This window comes from Saccharothrix mutabilis subsp. mutabilis (assembly GCF_039521145.1).
Classification (GTDB): domain Bacteria; phylum Actinomycetota; class Actinomycetes; order Mycobacteriales; family Pseudonocardiaceae; genus Actinosynnema; species Actinosynnema mutabilis.
The window spans coordinates 25,826-44,531 of sequence record NZ_BAAABU010000010.1 but is presented as its reverse complement, the minus strand read 5'-3'; the positions used below and the strand labels follow the sequence as shown (position 1 = coordinate 44,531).

General features: G+C 72.3%; 14 protein-coding genes and 1 pseudogene. 9 read left to right on the top strand and 6 right to left on the bottom strand.

The genetic code is table 11. The annotated features are described in order from the left end of the window. Positions 1-36: 36 nt before the first annotated feature. Together ABD126_RS22055 and ABD126_RS38825 are read left to right on the top strand one after the other, a co-directional pair. The gene (locus ABD126_RS22055; RefSeq protein WP_343935768.1) at positions 37-714 is read left to right on the top strand and encodes an alpha/beta hydrolase; all 678 of its coding nucleotides are present in this window, start codon (positions 37-39) and stop codon (positions 712-714) included. Next, positions 711-1,568 (top strand): annotated as a pseudogene (locus tag ABD126_RS38825) (acyltransferase family protein); the annotation flags it as partial. The gene ABD126_RS22055 and the pseudogene ABD126_RS38825, both read left to right, overlap by 4 nt. On the opposite strand, the gene ABD126_RS22045 reads toward ABD126_RS38825, so the two are convergent. After that, complete coding sequence (locus ABD126_RS22045) at positions 1,566-3,782, bottom strand: acyltransferase family protein (protein WP_343935766.1); 2,217 nt, start codon at positions 3,780-3,782, stop codon at positions 1,566-1,568. The pseudogene ABD126_RS38825 and the gene ABD126_RS22045 overlap by 3 nt on opposite strands. A gap of 252 nt (positions 3,783-4,034) precedes the next feature. Beyond that, positions 4,035-4,640 (bottom strand): SACE_7040 family transcriptional regulator, encoded by a 606-nt coding sequence (locus ABD126_RS22040; RefSeq protein WP_425542857.1) that lies wholly within the window; start codon positions 4,638-4,640, stop codon positions 4,035-4,037. A 183-nt stretch (positions 4,641-4,823) separates the two neighbouring features. Between ABD126_RS22040 and ABD126_RS22035 the strand changes: the two genes are divergently transcribed. The 4 genes from ABD126_RS22035 to ABD126_RS22020 all read left to right on the top strand — a co-directional run bounded on the left by ABD126_RS22035 (position 4,824) and on the right by ABD126_RS22020 (position 10,423). Further along, positions 4,824-5,612 carry an SGNH/GDSL hydrolase family protein gene (locus tag ABD126_RS22035; protein ID WP_343935764.1) on the top strand — a complete coding sequence of 263 codons (789 nt, stop codon included), beginning with the start codon at positions 4,824-4,826 and terminating at the stop codon, positions 5,610-5,612. 124 nt (positions 5,613-5,736) lie between these two features. Further along, the gene (locus ABD126_RS22030; RefSeq protein WP_343935763.1) at positions 5,737-7,341 is read left to right on the top strand and encodes a carboxyl transferase domain-containing protein; all 1,605 of its coding nucleotides are present in this window, start codon (positions 5,737-5,739) and stop codon (positions 7,339-7,341) included. Positions 7,342-7,346: 5 nt separating this feature from the next. Continuing rightward, positions 7,347-9,263: an acetyl/propionyl/methylcrotonyl-CoA carboxylase subunit alpha gene (locus tag ABD126_RS22025; RefSeq protein WP_343935762.1), complete on the top strand. Its 1,917-nt coding sequence runs from the start codon at positions 7,347-7,349 to the stop codon at positions 9,261-9,263. Between the two features lie 5 nt (positions 9,264-9,268). Continuing rightward, positions 9,269-10,423, top strand: coding sequence for an acyl-CoA dehydrogenase family protein (locus ABD126_RS22020; protein WP_343935761.1), 1,155 nt, complete (start codon positions 9,269-9,271; stop codon positions 10,421-10,423). Here ABD126_RS22020 and ABD126_RS22015 read toward each other — a convergent pair. After that, on the bottom strand, positions 10,409-11,479 hold the full coding sequence (locus ABD126_RS22015) for an NAD(P)H-dependent flavin oxidoreductase (protein ID WP_343935760.1): 1,071 nt from the start codon (positions 11,477-11,479) through the stop codon (positions 10,409-10,411). The two genes, ABD126_RS22020 and ABD126_RS22015, sit on opposite strands and share 15 nt — an antisense overlap. A 64-nt stretch (positions 11,480-11,543) precedes the next feature. Here ABD126_RS22015 and ABD126_RS22010 point away from each other — a divergent pair, with 64 nt between their 5' ends. Next, a complete protein-coding gene (locus tag ABD126_RS22010) occupies positions 11,544-12,140 on the top strand; it encodes a TetR/AcrR family transcriptional regulator (RefSeq protein WP_343935759.1) in 597 nt (198 codons plus the stop codon). 4 nt (positions 12,141-12,144) lie between these two features. On the opposite strand, the gene ABD126_RS22005 is transcribed toward ABD126_RS22010, so the two are convergent. Then, positions 12,145-12,906 (bottom strand): crotonase/enoyl-CoA hydratase family protein, encoded by a 762-nt coding sequence (locus ABD126_RS22005; RefSeq protein ID WP_343935758.1) that lies wholly within the window; start codon positions 12,904-12,906, stop codon positions 12,145-12,147. Between the two features lie 60 nt (positions 12,907-12,966). Here ABD126_RS22005 and ABD126_RS22000 point away from each other — a divergent pair, with 60 nt between their 5' ends. After that, entirely contained in the window at positions 12,967-14,325 is a 1,359-nt protein-coding gene (locus tag ABD126_RS22000) for an FAD-binding oxidoreductase (RefSeq protein ID WP_343935757.1), read from the top strand. Between the two features lie 10 nt (positions 14,326-14,335). Then, the gene (locus tag ABD126_RS21995; protein WP_343935756.1) at positions 14,336-15,571 is read left to right on the top strand and encodes a class I SAM-dependent methyltransferase; all 1,236 of its coding nucleotides are present in this window, start codon (positions 14,336-14,338) and stop codon (positions 15,569-15,571) included. 84 nt (positions 15,572-15,655) lie between these two features. On the opposite strand, the gene ABD126_RS21990 is transcribed toward ABD126_RS21995, so the two are convergent. Together ABD126_RS21990 and ABD126_RS21985 are read right to left on the bottom strand one after the other, a co-directional pair. Further along, positions 15,656-16,483 carry a S1C family serine protease gene (locus ABD126_RS21990; protein WP_343935755.1) on the bottom strand — a complete coding sequence of 276 codons (828 nt, stop codon included), beginning with the start codon at positions 16,481-16,483 and terminating at the stop codon, positions 15,656-15,658. Positions 16,484-16,549: 66 nt separating this feature from the next. After that, entirely contained in the window at positions 16,550-18,643 is a 2,094-nt protein-coding gene (locus ABD126_RS21985) for a putative bifunctional diguanylate cyclase/phosphodiesterase (RefSeq protein WP_343935754.1), read from the bottom strand. Positions 18,644-18,706: the final 63 nt, after the last annotated feature.

The window sequence follows — 18,706 nt, the reverse complement described above, 5'->3', positions numbered from 1 at the left end:
CGATCCGGCCGGCGTGGTCTCCCTACCTTTCCGGCCATGTCGAAGAAGATCGCCCTGGTGGCCGCGCTGTTGGTGCTGGTCACGCCCGGCGGCGACCCGCCCGCCGTGGAGCGGGTCGCCGTGCACGGGGACCTGGCGCACGCGCGGCACGTCGCGGTGGTCGTGCCCGGGTCCGATGTGGACGGTGACCGGTTCGACGCCACGGTGGGCCGCATGGCCCGCGCGCTGCACGCGGAGGTCGGGCGGGACGACGTGGCGGTGGTCGCGTGGCTGGGCTACCGGACGCCGTCGGGGCTGGGGGTGGACGCGGCGTCCGGCCGGCTGGCCCGCGCGGGCGCCGCGTCCCTGGCCGGGTACGTCTCGGGCCTGCCCGGACGGGTGCACCTGATGTGCCACAGCTACGGCTCGGTGGTGTGCGCGACGTCCGGGGTCCGGGTGGACGACATGGTCTTCCTCGGCAGCCCCGGTGTCCGCGTCCGCGGGGCCGCTGAGCTGGACGCGCGGGTGTGGGCGGCGCGTGGCGCGGACGACTGGACGCGGTGGGTGCCCAAGGTCCGGTTCGCCGACCTGGGCCACGGCACCGACCCGATGGACCCCGCCTTCGGCGCGACGACCTTCGACACCGGCGGCGCGCGGGAGCACGACGAGTACTTCACGCCGGGCACGGAGTCGTTGCGGGCGTTGGCCCGGATCGCGGTGGGTGAGCGGCCGTGACCGCGCGGGACCCGGTGATCGACTCGGTGCGGGCGCTGGCCATCGCCGGGGTGGTGCTCGGGCACTGGCTGGTGACGTCCGTGGTGCTGGTGGACGGCGCGCTGGTGGTGGACAGCCCGTTGCGGTGGGTGCCCGAACTGGCGTGGGTGAGCTGGATCCTCCAGACGCTGGGGCTGTTCTTCTTCACCGGCGGGTTCGCGGCGGTCCGGTCGCGCACGCCGTGGCCGCGCCAGGCGCGTCGGCTGGTCGTGCCGGTGGCGGTGTTGCTGGGGGCCTGGGCGGCTGTCCTGTTCGGACTGTCGATGCGCGGGCTGCCGCAGCAGACCGTGCTGACCGTCGGGTACCTGGTGGTGACGCCGCTGTGGTTCCTCGCGGTGTACGTGGTGCTGCTCGCCCTCACGCCGTGGATGCGCCGGCTGGGCTGGTGGGGCGTGGTGGTGCCGGCGGTGGTCGTGGTGTTCGACCTCGGCTGGGTGAACGTTCTGGCCGTGTGGTGGGTGCCGTGGCAGGTCGGCGTCCTGGTGGCCGGGCACGGGCAGCGGCGCTCGTGGGGTGCGGCGCTGCTCGGGTCCGGCGTGCTGGGGATGGTCCTGTTGCTGCACAACGGGTATCCGGCGAGCGCGGTGGGCGTGCCGGGGGCCGGGCGGTCGAACCTGTTCCCGCCCTCGCCGGTCGCGTTGGCGTTGGCGCTCGCGCAGATCGGCCTGGTGGTGCTGCTCCGGCCGTCGTTCCGGTCGAGGTGGCTCAACGCGCGGGCACTGCCGATCTTCCTGACCCACCAGAGCGCGTTGCTGGTCGTGACGCTGGTCGGGGCCGCGTTCGGGCCGCTGCGCGGGCTGGTGACGCTGCCGTCAGACGGGCTCTGGGTGCTGGAGCGCCTCACGTGGCTGCCGCTGTTCTGGGGCGTGACCCTGGTCCTGCTTCGGTACCGCCGCCAACAGCGCGACGGCGATCGTCGCGCCGTGCAGCACGACCATCGCCCCGGTCGGTTCCAGGACCAGCAGCGGCGGGACGCACGCCAGCGCGGTGAGCAGCCAGGGTCGGCGACCGTGGCACGTGCCGGCGCGGGCGGTGTGCAGGAGGTACCAGCCGAGCAGGAGGTGGATGAGATTCTGCAACGGGTCCACCCGGAACACCACCAGCGTGCCCGCCGCGCCCGCGAACCCGGTCACGACGAACCCGAGGACGCCCAGGACGCAGTAGCCGACGCCGAGCGTGACGGCGAGGCGGGCGCGGTGGGTCTCGCGGGTGTGGCAGGCGATCACGGCGGCGGCGCGCTCGAACCGGTGGAACAGCAGCAGGACCGGCAGCAGCAGGAGCACCAGGACGGTCAGCCAGCGGGGGACCGCCGCGGGCGCGTCGAGCAGGCCGAGCAGGGCGACGACGGCGGCGAGCGCCGTGAGGTAGCCGAGGTAGACGGTCATCGGGGCGCGGCGGGCGTAGTCCACGACGTGCCACGGGGCGCGGCCGGCCAGCCACGCCGACACGCGGTCGCGCGCGAGCAGCACCACGGCGATCTGCCCGAGGCCGAGCACCAGCAGGCACACCGTGGGCGGGCTGAGGTTGGACGCCTGCTCGCCCGGGACGGCCATCATCGTGCGCGGATAGCCGCCGAAGGTGATCAGCGCGAGCAGCGCCGGCACGACCATGAGGGCGCACGTGGACAGGACACGCCGTGACAGGCGCACGGTGCCGTAGTGGAACCCGAGCTGTTGGAGGAACAGCGCGCCGAGGACGAGGTTCAGGTAACCGCCGGTGCGCCACTGGAAGCCGACGCGCAGGGCGTCGGCCATGATCATCAGGACGACCAGGACGACCGGGGTGACCAGGCGGGCGTTGCGGTGCAGCCACGCCATGACCGGGGTCGCGGCGACGGTGACCAGGTAGAGGCCGAGGAACCACAGCGGGTGCGCGATGAGGCGGCCGAAGGTCTCGACGCGGTCCTTCGGGACGTCGAGGAGTTCGAGGGGCAGCGGCAGGACCAGCCAGGCCAGGACGAACGCCAGCACGGGGCGCAGGAGCCACGTGATGCGCCCGGCGAGGTAGCGCCCGTACCCGCCGCCCTCCCGTTGGACGGCCAGCCAGCCGGCGAGGTTCGCGTGGCCGCCTGCGAAGTAGAACAGCGGGACGGTCTGCAGGACCCAGGTCAGCAGCCACAGCCAGTTCGCGCTGACCCCGGCCCACTGGGTGACGGTGAGCAGCGACTGGCCGACGACGACCAGGCCCAGGCTGGCCAGGCGCAGGAAGGTGGAGAACCGGTCCTCGGTGGCGGCTTCGAGCGGTGGCGCGGGTTCCCGCCGGCCGGGCAGCCGGTGGGGCCGCTGGTGCGGCAGTCGGCGGGGCCTGTGGTGGGGCAGCCGGTGGGGCCGCTGGTGGGGCCGCTGGTGCGGCAGCCGGCGGGGCAGTCGGGCGACGAGCAGGAGGACGACGACGGCGCTGCCGAAGCCCCAGGCGAGGACGGGTTCGTGGCCGGGTGGTCCCCAGCGCTGCCGCCAGGAGTTGAACTCCAGGCCGGCGGCGTAGAGGCCGGCGACGACGTGGCAGCGGGTGGCGTTGTCGCGGGGGTTCAGCTCGCACTGGGCGTGCATGTCGGCGGAGAGGCGCGCGTCGAGCGCTTTGCGGGCGTCGGGGCCGAGGGGTTGTCCCTTGTGCTCGGCGTAGCGGAGGAGGTCGTAGCCGAGGTCGTGGGCGCGGCAGCCGAGCCCGAAGTCCCACTCGGTGTCGCCGGCGGGGCCCGAGCATCCCCCGGACGGGTCGATGGCTCGTGACGTTCCGTCGAGGGCGGTGACCGTGATGGGTGAACGTCCGGTCACCTGGTTGAAGTCGGCGGGGAAGGTGGAGAGCGGGGTGGTGGCGTTGGGGGCGGTCATGGCCTCGACCGCTCTCGCGGCCGTGGCGACGTCGCCGGTGAGGGGTCGGGTGTTGGCCGCGCCGGCGGGCCGGGACGCGATCACGCCGCAGACGAAGACGGCCAGGGCGACCAGGACGAAGCGGAACCACGCGGGCAGCCCGAGCAACCACCGCACTCCCGGCCACCCACCGGGGTGGTGCACCCTGCCGTCGCTCATTGGCAGACCAGGTTACGGATGGGCGAACCCGCCGGCCAACCGGCCTGCCCCAGGGCGTGGTGGGGGATTTCCCCACCGTGAGTGGTGGGGGTAGGCCCCTGTGGCGGGCTGGCGGGCTGGCGGGCTGGCGGGCTGGCGGGCTGGTGGGCTGGTGGGCTGGCGGGTCTCTCGGGTCGGGCGGGTGTGGCGGGTCGGGTGCGTCGGTGGATCGGCGGATTCAGCGCGGGCCTGCGCATCCAGCCCGAGCGCGGCTCAGACCGCCGTCGTGACCGCGAGCACCCCGGCCGTCGTCAGCGACGCCAAAGCCATCCGGCTCAACAACGCCGCCATCTGCTCCCGATCCAGGTGCGCGGAGTGCGGCGTCGAGTTGATCAACCCGAAGACCGCGTGCGCCGCCGCCCGAGCGGTCGGCTCGTCGACCGGCACGGTCTCCCGCAGCGTCGAGACCCACACCTCGACGTACCGCCGCTGCAACGCCCGCACCCGCCGCCGGTCCGGGTCCGTCAGGTTCGCCAGGTTGCGCATCTGCACGGTGATCAACGCCGGGTCGTCCAGCGCGAAGTCCACGTGCCACCGCACCAGCGCCTGGAGCGCCGAAGTCGCGTCCGCCGACTCCTCCACCCGCGCCAGGCCGCCCTCCAGCAGCCGCTCGGAGATGGACGTCAGCATCTCCCCGAGCATGGCGTCCTTGCTCTTGAAATGCCGGTACAGCGCGGGCCCCGAGATGCCCACCGCCGCGCCGATGTCGTCGATGCCCACCCCGTGGAAGCCGTGCCGCGCGAACAACTCCGCGGCGGCGTCCAGGATCTGGTCCCGGCGGGTTCGCTTCACTCCATCGGCTGAAGGCACGGAACCCATCCTAAACAACCAGGCCACGAACCGTAAACGAGCGTTAACCCACTGGTCGCCGGCAGATCACCAACCGCCCGAAGTTACCTGCCGTTAACTCTTGACCAGCCCTTCTTAAAACGCGCTACTCCCTGGTAACTCTTGTTGTGCTCCGCATCACAACCCTGCGTTCCCCTGCCCAGGAGGCTTCCGATGCGCTCCGTCAAAACCCTGCTCACCGCCGCCCTCGCGGCAGCGGCGGCGTTGTTCTCCGCCATACCCGCGCACGCCCAGGCCGTGAACTACGTCGCCCTCGGCGACTCCTACTCCTCGGGAACGGGCACCGGCTCGTACTACGGCGACAGCGGCAGCTGCAAGCGCAGCCCGTACGCCTATCCCGCCCTCTGGGCCGCCTCGCACGCGCCGGCGAGCTTCTCCTTCGTCGCGTGTTCCGGCGCCCGCACCGGCGACGTCCTCAACAACCAGATCTCGGCCCTGAACTCGTCGACCACCCTGGCCACCATCTCCATCGGCGGCAACGACGCGGGCTTCACCGACGTCATCACCACCTGCACGTTCGGCTCCGACTCGACCTGCATCAACCGGGTCAACCAGGCCAAGGCCTACGCCACCGGCACCCTCCCCGGCCTGCTGGACAACGTCTACGGCCAGATCCGCGCCCGCGCCCCGTACGCCCGCGTCGTCGTCCTGGGCTACCCGCGCCTCTACAAGGTCCCCGGCTCCTGCTCCGTGGGCCTGAGCGACACCAAGCGCTCGGCCATCAACTCCGCCGCCGACACCCTGCACACCGTCATCTCCGGCCGCGCCGCCGCCCGCTCGTTCACCTACCGCGACCTGCGCACGGCGTTCACCGGGCACGAGATCTGCTCCTCGGACTGGTGGCTGAACAGCCTGAGCTGGCCGGTCGAGGAGTCCTACCACCCCAACCGCAACGGCCAGCGCCTCGGCTACCTGCCGCAGCTCACCGCCGTGACCGGCTGAGTCCACATGCTGGAGGGGGTCGTCCCGCCGGGGCGGCCCCCTTCGCACGTCCGCAGTGGTGGACGCCGGGGTTAACAGGCGCTAACATCTTCTCAGGTTAACGACTGCTAACCGCGAGGAGCCCATGGACGCCCCCGTCCTGCGCAGCGCCGCCGACAAGTCGAGCGAGGCGTTCCGGCGCTACACCGACGAGCACACCGCCCTGGTCCACGACCTGCGCGCGAAGCTCGCCGACGCCGCCCGCGGCGGCCCGGAGAAGGCCCGCACCCGGCACGTCGAGCGCGGCAAGCTGCTGCCCCGCGACCGCGTGGACACGCTGCTCGACCCCGGTTCGCCGTTCCTGGAGCTGTCCCCGCTGGCCGCCGACGGCCTGTACGGCGGCGACGCGCCGGCGGCGGGCATCATCACCGGTGTCGGGCGGGTGTCCGGCCGCGAGGTCGTCGTGGTCGCCAACGACGCCACCGTCAAGGGCGGCACGTACTACCCGATGACGGTCAAGAAGCACCTCCGCGCGCAGGAGGTGGCTCTCCAGAACCGCCTGCCGTGCGTCTACCTGGTCGACTCCGGCGGCGCGTTCCTGCCCCGCCAGGACGAGGTGTTCCCCGACCGCGAGCACTTCGGCCGGATCTTCTTCAACCAGGCCACCATGTCCAGCCGGGGCATCCCGCAGATCGCCGCCGTGCTCGGGTCGTGCACCGCCGGCGGCGCGTACGTCCCGGCGATGAGCGACGAAGCGGTCATCGTCCGCGACCAGGGCACGATCTTCCTCGGCGGCCCGCCGCTGGTGAAGGCCGCGACCGGCGAGGTCGTCACGGCCGAGGAGCTGGGCGGCGGCGAGCTGCACTCGCGCACCTCCGGCGTCACCGACCACCTGGCCAACGACGACGCCCACGCGCTGCGGATCGTCCGCTCGATCGTCTCGACGCTGGGGCCGCGCGCCGAGCGGCCGTGGAAGGTCGAGCCGAGCGTCGAGCCGGCGGTCAACCCCGACGAGCTGTACGGCGTGGTCCCCACCGACACCCGCACCCCCTACGACGTGCGCGAGGTCATCGCGCGGGTCGTCGACGGCAGCCGGTTCCAGGAGTTCAAGAAGGACTACGGCCCGACGCTGGTCACCGGGTTCGCCCGCATCCACGGCCACCCGGTGGGGATCGTCGCCAACAACGGCATCCTGTTCGGCGAGTCGGCGCAGAAGGGCGCGCACTTCATCCAGCTGTGCGACCAGCGCTCGGTGCCGCTGGTGTTCCTCCAGAACATCTCCGGGTTCATGGTCGGCCGCGAGTACGAGGCGGGCGGCATCGCCAAGCACGGCGCCAAGATGGTGACGGCCGTGGCGTGCGCGCGGGTGCCGAAGTTCACCGTCGTCATCGGCGGCTCGTTCGGCGCGGGCAACTACTCGATGTGCGGGCGGGCGTACTCGCCGCGGTTCCTGTGGATGTGGCCCAACGCCCGCATCTCCGTGATGGGCGGCGAGCAGGCGGCGTCGGTGCTGGCGACCGTGCGGCGCGACCAGCTCGGGGACTCGTGGTCGGCGGAGGACGAAGAGGCCTTCAAGGCCCCGATCCGGCAGCAGTACGAGGACCAGGGCAACCCGTACTACTCCACGGCGCGGCTGTGGGACGACGGCGTGATCGACCCGAAGGACACCCGCACGGTGCTCGGGCTCGCGCTGTCCGTGGCGGCCAACGCGCCGCTGGAACCCGTTTCCTACGGCGTTTTCCGGATGTGAGGGGCATGTTCGACAGCGTCCTGGTGGCCAACCGCGGCGAGATCGCGGTCCGCGTGATCCGCGCGCTGCGGCGGTTCGGCATCCGGTCCGTCGCCGTCTACAGCGACGCCGACGCCGACGCGCTGCACGTGCGGCTGGCCGACGTGGCGGTGCGCATCGGCCCCGCCGCCGCCCGCGAGAGCTACCTGTCCATCGACAGGATCATCGACGCGGCGCGGGAGACCGGCGCGCAGGCCGTGCACCCCGGCTACGGCTTCCTGGCCGAGAACACGGACTTCGCGCGGGCCTGCGAGAAGGCCGGGCTGGTGTTCATCGGGCCGCCCGCCGAGGCGATCGACGCGATGGGCGACAAGATCCGCGCCAAGCTGACCGTGCGCGCGGCCGGCGTGCCCGTGGTGCCGGGGCGCACCGAGCCCGGCATGACCGACGACGACCTGGTCGACGCCGCGCTGGAGATCGGATTCCCGGTGCTGCTCAAGCCCTCGGCCGGCGGCGGCGGCAAGGGCATGCGGCTGGTGCACGCCGAGGACGGGCTGCGCGACGCCATCGAGTCGGCCCGGCGCGAGGCGCGCGGGTCGTTCGGCGACGACACCCTGCTCATCGAGCGGTTCATCACCAACCCGCGGCACATCGAGATCCAGGTGCTGGCCGACGCGCACGGCGGGGTCGTGCACCTGGGCGAACGCGAGTGCAGCCTCCAGCGGCGGCACCAGAAGATCATCGAGGAAGCGCCGTCGCCGCTGCTGACCCCGGAGGTCCGGGAGGCGATGGGGCAGGCGGCCGTGGACGCGGCCAAGTCCGTGGGGTACGTGGGCGCGGGGACCGTCGAGTTCATCGTCGACGGCACCTCGGGCGACTACTTCTTCATGGAGATGAACACGCGGCTCCAGGTCGAGCACCCCGTCACCGAGCTGGCGACCGGGATCGACCTGGTCGAGTGGCAGCTGCGGGTGGCGGCCGGCGAGCGGTTGGCGCTGGGTTCCGTGGCGTTGACGCGGCACGCCGTGGAGGCGCGCGTGTACGCGGAGGACCCGGCGCGCGGGTTCCTGCCGACCGGCGGCACGGTGCTGGCGTTGCGCGAGCCGTCGGACGTGCGGGTGGACTCCGCGCTGTACGAGGGGCTGACCGTCGGCAGCGACTACGACCCCATGCTGGCCAAGGTGATCGCGTCCGGCGAGACGCGCGAGGAAGCGTTGCGGCGCTTGGACTCCGCGCTGGGCCGCATGGTCGTGTTGGGCGTCACGACGAACATCCCGTTCCTGCGGGCGCTGCTGCGCGACCCGGACGTGCGGGCCGGCGCGCTGGACACCGGCCTGGTGGAGCGCAAGCTGGACTCGTTGGTGCACAGCGAGGTCCCGGCCGAGGTGTACGCCGCCGCCGCGTTGGAACGGCAGCTCGCCCCGCACGGCGACGACCCGTGGGACCAGCCGGGCGGCTGGCGGATCGGGGAGCACGCGTGGACCACGTGGCGCGTGGACGACGTGGACGTGCGCGTGCGCGGTGCGGAGGTCGTCGTGGGCGACGGGGAGGTGCTGCGGCTGTCGGCGTCCGTTGTGGACGGTGACCTGGTCGTCGGAACCCGCCGGTACGCGATGGCCCGCGCCGGGAACGTGCTGTGGCTCGGCGCGGACGGCCACTCGTGGGCGTTGACCGAGCACGAGCAGTCCGAGATCGCCTCCGCGCAGGACGCGGGCAGCGGCGGTCCGGTCACCAGCCCGATGCCCGGGACCGTGCTCGTGGTGCGTGCGTCGCAGGGCGACCACGTGACCGCGGGACAGGCGTTGTTCGTGGTCGAGGCCATGAAGATGGAGCACACCGTCACCGCACCCGTGGACGGCGTGCTCGCCGAAGTGAACGTCCGGGCGGGCCAACAGGTCGCGCTGGACGAGACCCTTGCCGTCGTCGTGCCGCACCAGGAGTGAGAGCGATGTTGGACTTCCGCCTTGACGAGGAGTACGAGGCCCTGCGCAAGACCGTCGAGGAGTTCGCGCGCGACGAGGTCGCACCGGTCATCGGCGAGTTCTACGAGCGCGAGGAGTTCCCCTACGAGATCGTCGCCAAGATGGGGCGGATGGGGCTGTTCGGCCTGCCGTTCCCGGAGGAGCACGGCGGCATGGGCGGCGACTACTTCGCGCTGTGCCTGGCGCTGGAGGAGTTGGCGCGGGTCGACTCGTCGGTGGCGATCACGCTGGAGGCGGGCGTCTCGCTGGGCGCGATGCCGTTGTACCGCTTCGGTTCCGACGCGCAGAAGACCGAGTGGCTGCCCAGGCTGACCTCCGGGCAGGCGCTGGGCGCGTTCGGCCTGACCGAGCCCGGCGGCGGCTCCGACGCGGGCGCGCTGCGCACCACCGCCCGGCTGGACGGCGACGAGTGGGTGATCAACGGCACCAAGGCGTTCATCACCAACTCGGGCACGGACATCACCGGCCTGGTGACGGTCGCGGCGGTGACCGGGCGGCGGGAGAACGGCAAGCCGGAGATCTCGGCGATCCTCGTGCCGGCCGGGACGCCCGGGTTCTCGGTGTCGCGCAAGTACTCCAAGGTCGGGTGGAACGCCTCCGACACGCGCGAGCTGTCGTTCCAGGACTGCCGGGTGCCGGCCGCGAACCTGGTGGGCGAGCGGGGTCGGGGTTACGCGCAGTTCCTCCAGACGCTGGACGAGGGCCGGGTCGCGATCGCGGCGCTGGGCGTCGGTCTGGCCCAGGGGTGCGTGGACGAGTGCCTGCGGTACGTGCGGGAGCGCGAGGCGTTCGGCCGCAAGATCGGCGAGTACCAGGCGATCCAGTTCAAGATCGCCGAGATGGAGGCCCGCACCCACACCGCGCGCCTGGCGTACTACCAGGCGGCGGCGAAGATGCTGCGCGGTGAGCCGTTCAAGCGGGAGGCGGCGATCGCGAAGCTGGTGTCCTCGGAGGCGGCGATGGACAACGCCCGCGAGGCCACCCAGATCTTCGGCGGGTACGGGTTCATGAACGAGTACCCGGTGGGGCGGTTCTACCGGGACGCGAAGATCCTGGAGATCGGCGAGGGCACCAGCGAGGTGCAGAAGATGCTGATCGCCCGCGAGCTAGGGCTGCACTAGCTCGGCGAAGTAGTCCGCGGCGCTCTTGGTGCCGGCGTTCTCGGTGTTGGTGAGCGGGGCCGCTTGGCCCGCCCAAAGGCTGACGTAGTCGGCCAGGCCCCGCTCGGCCGCCGCCGTGCGCAGTGGCTGCATGAGGGCGTTCTGGAACGGGTAGGGCGCGACTTCGGCGTTGCCGAGTTCGGCGATGAGCGCGTTGTGGATGCCCCGGGCGGTGCGGCCCGAGAAGACCTTGGTGAGCACGGTGACCCTGGCGGCGTCGGTGTGCAGCATGCGCTTGTGCACCGCGCCGGCGTTGGACTCGCGGGTGGCCAGGAACCCGGTGCCGACCTGGACCCCGTGCGCGCCCAGGGCCAGTGCCGCCCGGACGCCACGCCGGTCCGCGATGCCGCCGGCGGCGACGACCGGGATCGTGGTGCGGTCGACCACCTGGGGCACCAGGGAGAAGGTGCCGACGAGGGAGTGCTCGACCGGCCTGAGGAACGCGCCGCGGTGCCCGCCGGCGTCGCTGCCCGAGGCGACGACCACGTCCAGGCCGGCGGCTTCGAGCGCTTCGGCTTCGTCCACGGTGGTGGCGGTGCCGATGGTGAGGATGTTCTTCTCCTTGGCGGTGTCCAGCACTTCGCGGGGTGGGATGCCCATGACGAAGCTGATGATCGGTGGGGCGGCGTCGAGGAGTGCCTCGACCTGGTCGGGGAAGCTCGGGAAGCGGAGCTGGTCGTCGCCGGGCGGGTCGCCGAGGCCGAGCCGCCGGTAGAACGGGACCAGCCGCTCCCGGTGCGGCGCGAGGTCCGCGGGCCGGCCCTCGGTCGGCTGGGGCACCCAGAGGTTGACGGCGAACGGCTTGGCGGTGGCCGCGCGGAGGTCGGTGACCAGGGCCGTGATGGCGTCGGGGGCCAGGTGGTGCGCCCCGAACGAACCGAGCCCGCCCGCGTTGGAGACGGCGGCGGCCAACGCCACCGACGACAGCCCGCCTCCGAGGGGTCCCTGCACGACCGGGTGCTCGATGCCGAGCAGCGTGGTCAGTCTTCGTTCGTCCGCGCCCGCTGATGAGGTCATGGGCGCAAGGTAGACGACCGGTCAACTACCGCGCAATAGTTGACCGGTCGTCTAGTGTGGGCGCGTGGGTCGGAGCAGTGATGCGCGGGAGAAGTTGGTGGAGGCCGCCTGCGAGTTGATGCGCGGGCGCGGGTACGGGGCCATCGGCGTCGCCGAGATCTGCGAGCGGGCCGGGGTGCGGAAGGGGAGTTTCTACTACTTCTTCGAGTCCAAGCAGGCGCTGACCGTGGAGGCGCTGCGGCAGGCCTGGCAGGGCGAGAGCGCCGGGTGGCGGGCCGTCCTGGAGAGCGAAGATCACCCGTTCCGGCGACTTGAAGCACTCCTCCGGGCACAGGCGCAGAGCCAGCACGACAGCAAGCGCGACGTGGGCACCGTGCGCGGCTGCCTCTACGGCAACCTGACCCTGGAGGTCGGGCGGCACGACGAAGCGGTGCACGCCTGCCTCAAGGAGATCTTCGACGAGCAGGTGGTCATGGTGCACAAGGTGCTGCTGGAGGCCTACACCGACGGCCACCTGCCCGCGACCCGGGCCTCCCGCGACCACGCCCGCGCGGTGCTCGCCCAACTGGAGGGCATGGTGCTCTTCGCGAAACTGGACAACGACCCGCACCACCTGGACACCCTGTGGCCGCAGGTGGAGGGCCTCCTCGGCATCGCCTGACCGGTCAGTCGGGGAACCTGCCGTGCCGGCCCTCACCCGCCAGGAAGCGCGACAAGCCCCGCTCGACCTCGCGCAGCGACACCAGCCCGTGCGCCATCTCGTTGGCCAGCGCGTCCGCCTCCGCCAACCCGTCCTGCTCCAGCACCGACAACCGGTCCTCCCGCAGGCACAGCTGCGGGAACGCCGCGATCTGCCGCGCCAGCTCCTCCGCCGCCGCCCGGGACGTCCCCGCGGGCACCACCCGGTTCGCCAGGCCGATCGCCAACGCCTCCGCCGCGTCCACCGGCCGCCCGGTCAGCACCAGGTCCATCGCCCGCGACAGCCCGATCAGCCTGGGCAGCCGCACCGTCCCCCCGTCGATCAGCGGCATGCCCCACCGCCGGCAGAACACGCCGAACACCGCGTCCTCGTCGGCCACCCGCAGGTCGCACCACAGCGCCAGCTCCAGCCCGCCCGCCACCGCCGGACCGGACACCGCCGCGATCACCGGCTTGGACAGCCGCAGCCGCGTCGGGCCCATCGGACCGGTGGGCGACTCCGGGTCGTTGCCGCGCGCCGTGCCCACGGCCTTCAGGTCCGCGCCCGAGCAGAACACCCCGCCCTCGCCGTGCAGCACGGCCACCGCCAACTCCGGGTCCTCGTCGAACTCGCGGAACACCTCGGTGAGCGTGTGCGCCGTCGGGCCGTCCACCGCGTTGCGCACCTCGGGCCGGTTCAGCAGGACCGTGCACACCGGGCCGGACCGTTCCACGCGTACCGAACTCACACAGCCCAAGGTACTACCGGGCGGTAATGTCGTCGCCGGCGGAATTTGGGGGTGCTGATCATGCCCGAGCGGCCTAACGTCGAGCGCGTGAGCGATCACAGCCAGGCGGTGGCCGCGCTGCGCGGCCAGTACCGGGCGATCCCCGCGGGTGCTCCCGTGCGGCTCGCCAAACCGACGTCGAACCTGTTCCGGTTCCGCGCCGACGTCCCCGGCGGGCTCGACGTGGCCCGCTTCAACCGGGTGCTGTCGGTGGACCCCGACGCGCTGACCGCGCAGGTCCAGGGCATGACGACCTACGAGGACCTGGTCGACGCCACCCTCCCGCACGGCCTCATGCCCCTGGTCGTGCCCCAGCTCAAGACCATCACCCTGGGCGGCGCGGTCGCCGGGCTCGGCATCGAGTCCAGCTCGTTCCGCAACGGCCTGCCGCACGAGTCCGTGCGCGAGCTGGAGGTGATGACCGGCGACGGCGAGGTCGTCGTGGTCGGCCCCGAGGACGATCTCTTCCGCGGGTTCCCGAACTCCTACGGCACCCTGGGCTACGCCCTCCGGCTGGAGATCGAGCTCGAACGCGTTCACCCCTTCGTGAAGCTCCGGCACGTCCCGTTCGGCAGCGCGCAGGAGTGCGCCGAGGTCATCGAAGCCGTCTGCGCGGAACGGGCGTACCAGGGCGAACCGGTCGACTTCGTCGACGGCACGGTGTTCTCCGCGACCGAGCAGTACCTGACGCTGGGCAGCTGGGCCGACCGCGCCCCGCACCGCTCGGACTACACCGGCAACCACATCTACTACCGCTCGATCCAGGCCCGCCGCACCGACCACCTGACCGTGCGGGACTACCTGTGGCGCTGGGACACCGACTGGTTCTGGTGCTCGCGCGCCTTCGGCGTCCAGCACCCGGTGGTGCGCCGCCTGGTGCCCAAGCGGTACCTGCGCTCGGACGTCTACCGCCGGATCGTCGCCTGGGACCGCCGCCGCGGCTTCTCCGCCAAGCTCAGCAAGGCGGTGCAGGAGCCGGTGATCCAGGACGTCGAGATCCCGGTCGACCGGCTCGCCGAGTTCCTCGACTTCTTCCACCGCGAGATCGGCATCGAGCCGGTCTGGCTGTGCCCGGTGCGCCTGCGCGACCGCACCGGCTGGCCGCTGTACCCGATGGACCCGGACGTGCTGTACGTCAACGTCGGCTTCTGGTCCACCGTGGACCTGCGGCCGGACGAGGAGCTGGGCAGCCGCAACCGGTTGATCGAGGACAAGGTCACCGAGCTGGGCGGGCACAAGTCGTTGTACTCGGACTCCTACTACGACGAGCAGGAGTTCTGGGACAACTACAACGGTCCCACCTACCGGGAGCTCAAGAAGCGGTACGACGCCGCGGGCCGGCTCCCGGATCTGTACACCAAGTGCGTTCTCCGCGGGTGAAGGAGGGTCCATGCGGTTGGCCGAGGTGTTCCAACGCGCGGTCGGGGGTGACCGGACCGTGCGGTTCAGCGCGTACGACGGCAGCACGGCCGGGCCGGACGACGCGGGCGTGCGCATCGAGGTGCGCTCGCCGGAAGCCTTGTCGTACCTGGCCTCCGCGCCCGGTGAACTGGGCCTCGCCCGCGCCTACGTCACCGGGCACCTGGAGATCATCGGTGACGTCTACGGCGCGCTGGCCAGTCTGTCGGAGATCTCCCTGCGGGAGGTCCCCTGGCCCGAAAGGGTTTCCCTGCTGAGCACGCTCGGGCGCGAGCGGCTGAGGTCGAAGGTCGAGATCCCGCCGCAGGAGCGCAGGCTGCGCGGGCTGCGGCACTCCAAGGCCCGCGACCGCGAGGCCATCGCGCACCACTACGACGTGTCGAACACGTTCTACGAGTGGATCCTGGGCCCGTCCATGGCCTACACGTGCGCGGTGTACCCGACGGCGGAGTCCACGCTGGAGGAGGCCCAGTTCGCCAAGCACGACCTGGTGGCGCGCAAGCTCGGGCTCAAGCCCGGGATGCGGCTGCTGGACGTCGGCTGCGGCTGGGGCGGCATGGTCATGCACGCCGCGCGCGAGTACGGCGTGCGGGCGCTGGGCGTGACGTTGTCGCGCAACCAGGCGGAATGGGCGCAGAAGGCGATCGTCGAGGCCGGGCTGTCGGACCTGGCGGAGGTGCGCTACCTGGACTACCGGGACGTCCGCGAGACCGGGTTCGACGCCGTCAGCTCGATCGGCCTGACCGAGCACATCGGGAAGGCCAAGCTGCCCGCCTACTTCCGCCACCTGTACCGCAAGCTCAAGCCCGGCGGCCGGATGCTCAACCACTGCATCACCCGGCCGGACAACCGGCAGCGGGCGCGCACGGGCGGGTTCATCAACCGGTACGTGTTCCCCGACGGCGAGCTGGTCGGCCCCGGCCACATCGTGTCGCTGATGCACGACACCGGGTTCGAGGTGCGGCACGAGGAGAACCTGCGCGAGCACTACGCGATGACGCTGGCGGCGTGGTGCGACAACCTGGACCGGCACTGGGACGAGGCCGTGGACGAGGTCGGGCTGGGGCGGGCGCGGGTGTGGCGGCTGTACCTGGCGGCGTCGCGCCTCGGGTTCGACCGCAACAACATCCAGCTGCACCAGGTGCTGGGCGTGAAACTGGACGGGACGAAGTCCGGGATGCCACTGCGCCCGACCTGGCTCGGCTGAGCCCGGAACACCGAGCGCGGACGACGTCGAACCCGCAGGGCTCATCAACGGCCCCGCGGGCTCGACGGAGTGCGGCGTGCCCCCTCACGTGAGCTGGTCGGCGATCTGCTTCGCCTGGTTGGCCGGGATCGCGAACCCGATGCCGACGCTGCCCGCCTGACCGGACTCCGAGGCAGGCGAGTAGATCGCCGAGTTGATCCCGACCACCTGGCCGGCGGCGTTGACCAGCGGACCGCCGGAATTGCCCGGGTTGATCGACGCGTCGGTCTGGATGGCCTGGTAGGACACGTTCGAGCGGCGGGTCGTGCCGGGCACGGTGACCGTCCGGTCGAGGGCGCTGACGATGCCGGACGTCACGGTGCCCTGGAGGCCCTCCGGCGACCCGATCGCCACGACCTGGTCGCCCACCTTGACGTTGTCCGAGTCGGCGAACGCGGCCGGCGTGAGCCCGGAGACGCCGACCGCCTGCACCACGGCGAGGTCGCTCGACGGGTCGGTGCCGACGACCTTCGCGTCCACGGTCCGCCCGTCGTCGAGCGTCACCGTGACCTTCTGCGCGCCGGACACGACGTGGTTGTTGGTCAGGATGCGACCATCCGCGCTCAGGACGACACCGGACCCGAGCCCCTCGCCCTGCGCGCCCACGACGTTCACCTGGACCACGCTCGGCAGCACCTTCGCGGCGATGGCGGAAACGTCCGATGCAGCCCCCGAGGTCTGGAGCGCGACCGGGCTGCTGGAGGTGCCCGCGGTCGCGCCGGGCGCGTTCAGCGCACCGACCACCCCGCCGGTGACCCCGCCGAACACCGCGGCGACGAGCGCGGCCGACGTGACGACGGTCCCGGTGCGCCGCCAGAACGGCTTGACCTCGGCCGCGGGGGTGGGGACCGGCTCGAACAAAGATCCGCTCATGGCGGGGAACCCCTGTGTCATGCACCCAGGGTCGCGCCGCCGGCTATGAGGAAGCTGAGCGTCCGCCTAGGACTTGCCAAGAACCGCCGCGACCTCGTCCGCGCTCCACAGCGCCGTCCCGAACAGCGGCCCCTGCGCCCCTTTCACGCCCAGCTCCCGCAGCCGCTCGGCCTCGGACTCCGTCCGCACCCCCGCCGCGTGCAGGGGGATGCCGAGCGTCCCGGCCCACGTGAGCAGCGCCACGGCCGCGCTCTCGTCCAGCCGGTTCGCGCCCTCGGCGAGCCCGTGCACCGGCGAGCCCTGGAACTTCACCCCGTGCAGCGGGACCAGCCGCAGCCGGTCCACCGGGATGTTGCCGCCGCCCACCTGGTCCAGCACGAACCGCACCCCGTGCTCGGCGAGGATCGCCAGCTCCTCGGCCTGGTCGCCGGTGATCAGCGCGGGCAGCTGCTCGCCCAGCTCGAAGCGCAGCCGCGACGCGGGCAGGCCGCTGTCCCGCAGCAGCCGCAGCACCTCGGCCACCAGCTCCGGCTCCTGGCACTGCCGCGCGGTCAGGTCCATGGTCAGCACGGGCGCGGCCGAGCCGAACCGCCGGTACCACGCCCCCGCGTGCCGGCACGCCTGCTCCAGCGCCCACCAGCCCAGCCGCGCCGCCATCCCGGTGCACGCCGACAGCGACGCCAGCGACGCCGGGTCCAGGTAGCCCTCGGTGGGGTGGTCCCAGCCCAGCCGGGCCTCCACGGCGAGCAGGGACCCGTCCGCGAGCGACCGCACCGGCTCGTAGTCCACCCGGAAGTCGCCCTGCTCCAGCCCGCCCGACACGGACGCGGCCAGCATCAGCCGCCGCCGTTCGCGGTCGTCGCGCGCCCTGTCGTACAGCGCCCACTGCGCCTTGCCGTCGTCCTTGGCCCACCGCAGGGTCACGTCCGCGCACCGCATCAGCTCGGCCGCGTCCGCGCCGCGCGCCGCCCGCACGACGATGCCCACGCTGGCCGTGACGCCGATCCCGCTGTCGCCCACCCACACCGGCTCGGCGAGCAGCTCCACGGCCTCCTCGGCCAGCGTCACCACGGTCGGGATGTCCACCGGGTCGTCGAGCAGCACGCCGAACTCGTCCGGCCCGATCCGGGCGAGCCGCCCGACCCCGCCGAACACCTCGCGCAGGTGCGCGGCGACGACCGTGAGCACGCGGTTGCCCACGTCGTGCCCAAAAGCGTCGTTGACCACCCGGAACCCGTCGATGTCGAACACCACCAGGGCGAGGGTCTCCGGCCCCTTCGAGCCGACCGCGCCCTCCAGCCAGCCCAGGAACTGCATGCGGTTGGCCAGGCCGGTCTGGACGTCGTGCAGGCTCTGCCGCAGCAGCTGTGACTGGAGCGCCCGCACCTCGTCCAGGTTCTCCACCATCACCACGTGGTACGCGGGCGCGCCGGCGTCGTCGCGCACCAGCGACACCGCGATCAGCACGTCGATGACCTCGCCGTCGGCGCGCACCATCCGCTTCTCGGCCCGCACGTGGTCCCGGACGCCGGACGCGAGGACGGCGGCGACCTCGTCCACCGAGTCCCGGTCGTCGGGGTGCACGAGGTCGCGGGCGTTGCGCCCGGCCAACTGGTCGGGCCGGCAGTCCAGCAGCGCGAGCAGGGCGTCGTTGAAGTCCAGGATCTCCGAGTCGAGCCCGGTCACCGCGATGCCGACGGCGGAGGTGCGGAACACGGCCCGGAACTTGGCCTCGCTGGCCCGCAACGCCGCCTCGGTGTCGCGGATGGTCCGCACGGCCTGGGACCGGTTGTGCTCCTGCTGGTCCACGGTCCGTTCGCGCAGCGCCTCGCTGAACCCGGCGGCGATCCCGCCGAGCACGGCCATCAGCCGGTTCGTGTGCTTGGCCGGCAGCCCGAACGCGTCGAGCAGGCGCTCGCCGACGAACGCCAGCGTCCGTTCCAGGTCGGAGGGGGAGGCGAACCCGTGGGCGACCAGCGCCCGTCCGACGTCCCGCACGGGGAGTTCCCGCACCACGGCCGCGAGCAACCGGTCGGTCAGCCCGGCCAGGGCGCCGCTGACCTCGGGCAGGTCCGACCCGAGCGCGGCGGCCCAGTCCCGGACGAACCCGTCCCGGGCGCCGGTGAACGGCCCGCGCGCCGCGCCTGCGTGGTCGACCATCATCCTTCAGCTTCTGGAACACCCGATCCGGTGGTTGCCCACTCGGTTGTCAGCCTGTCGGGC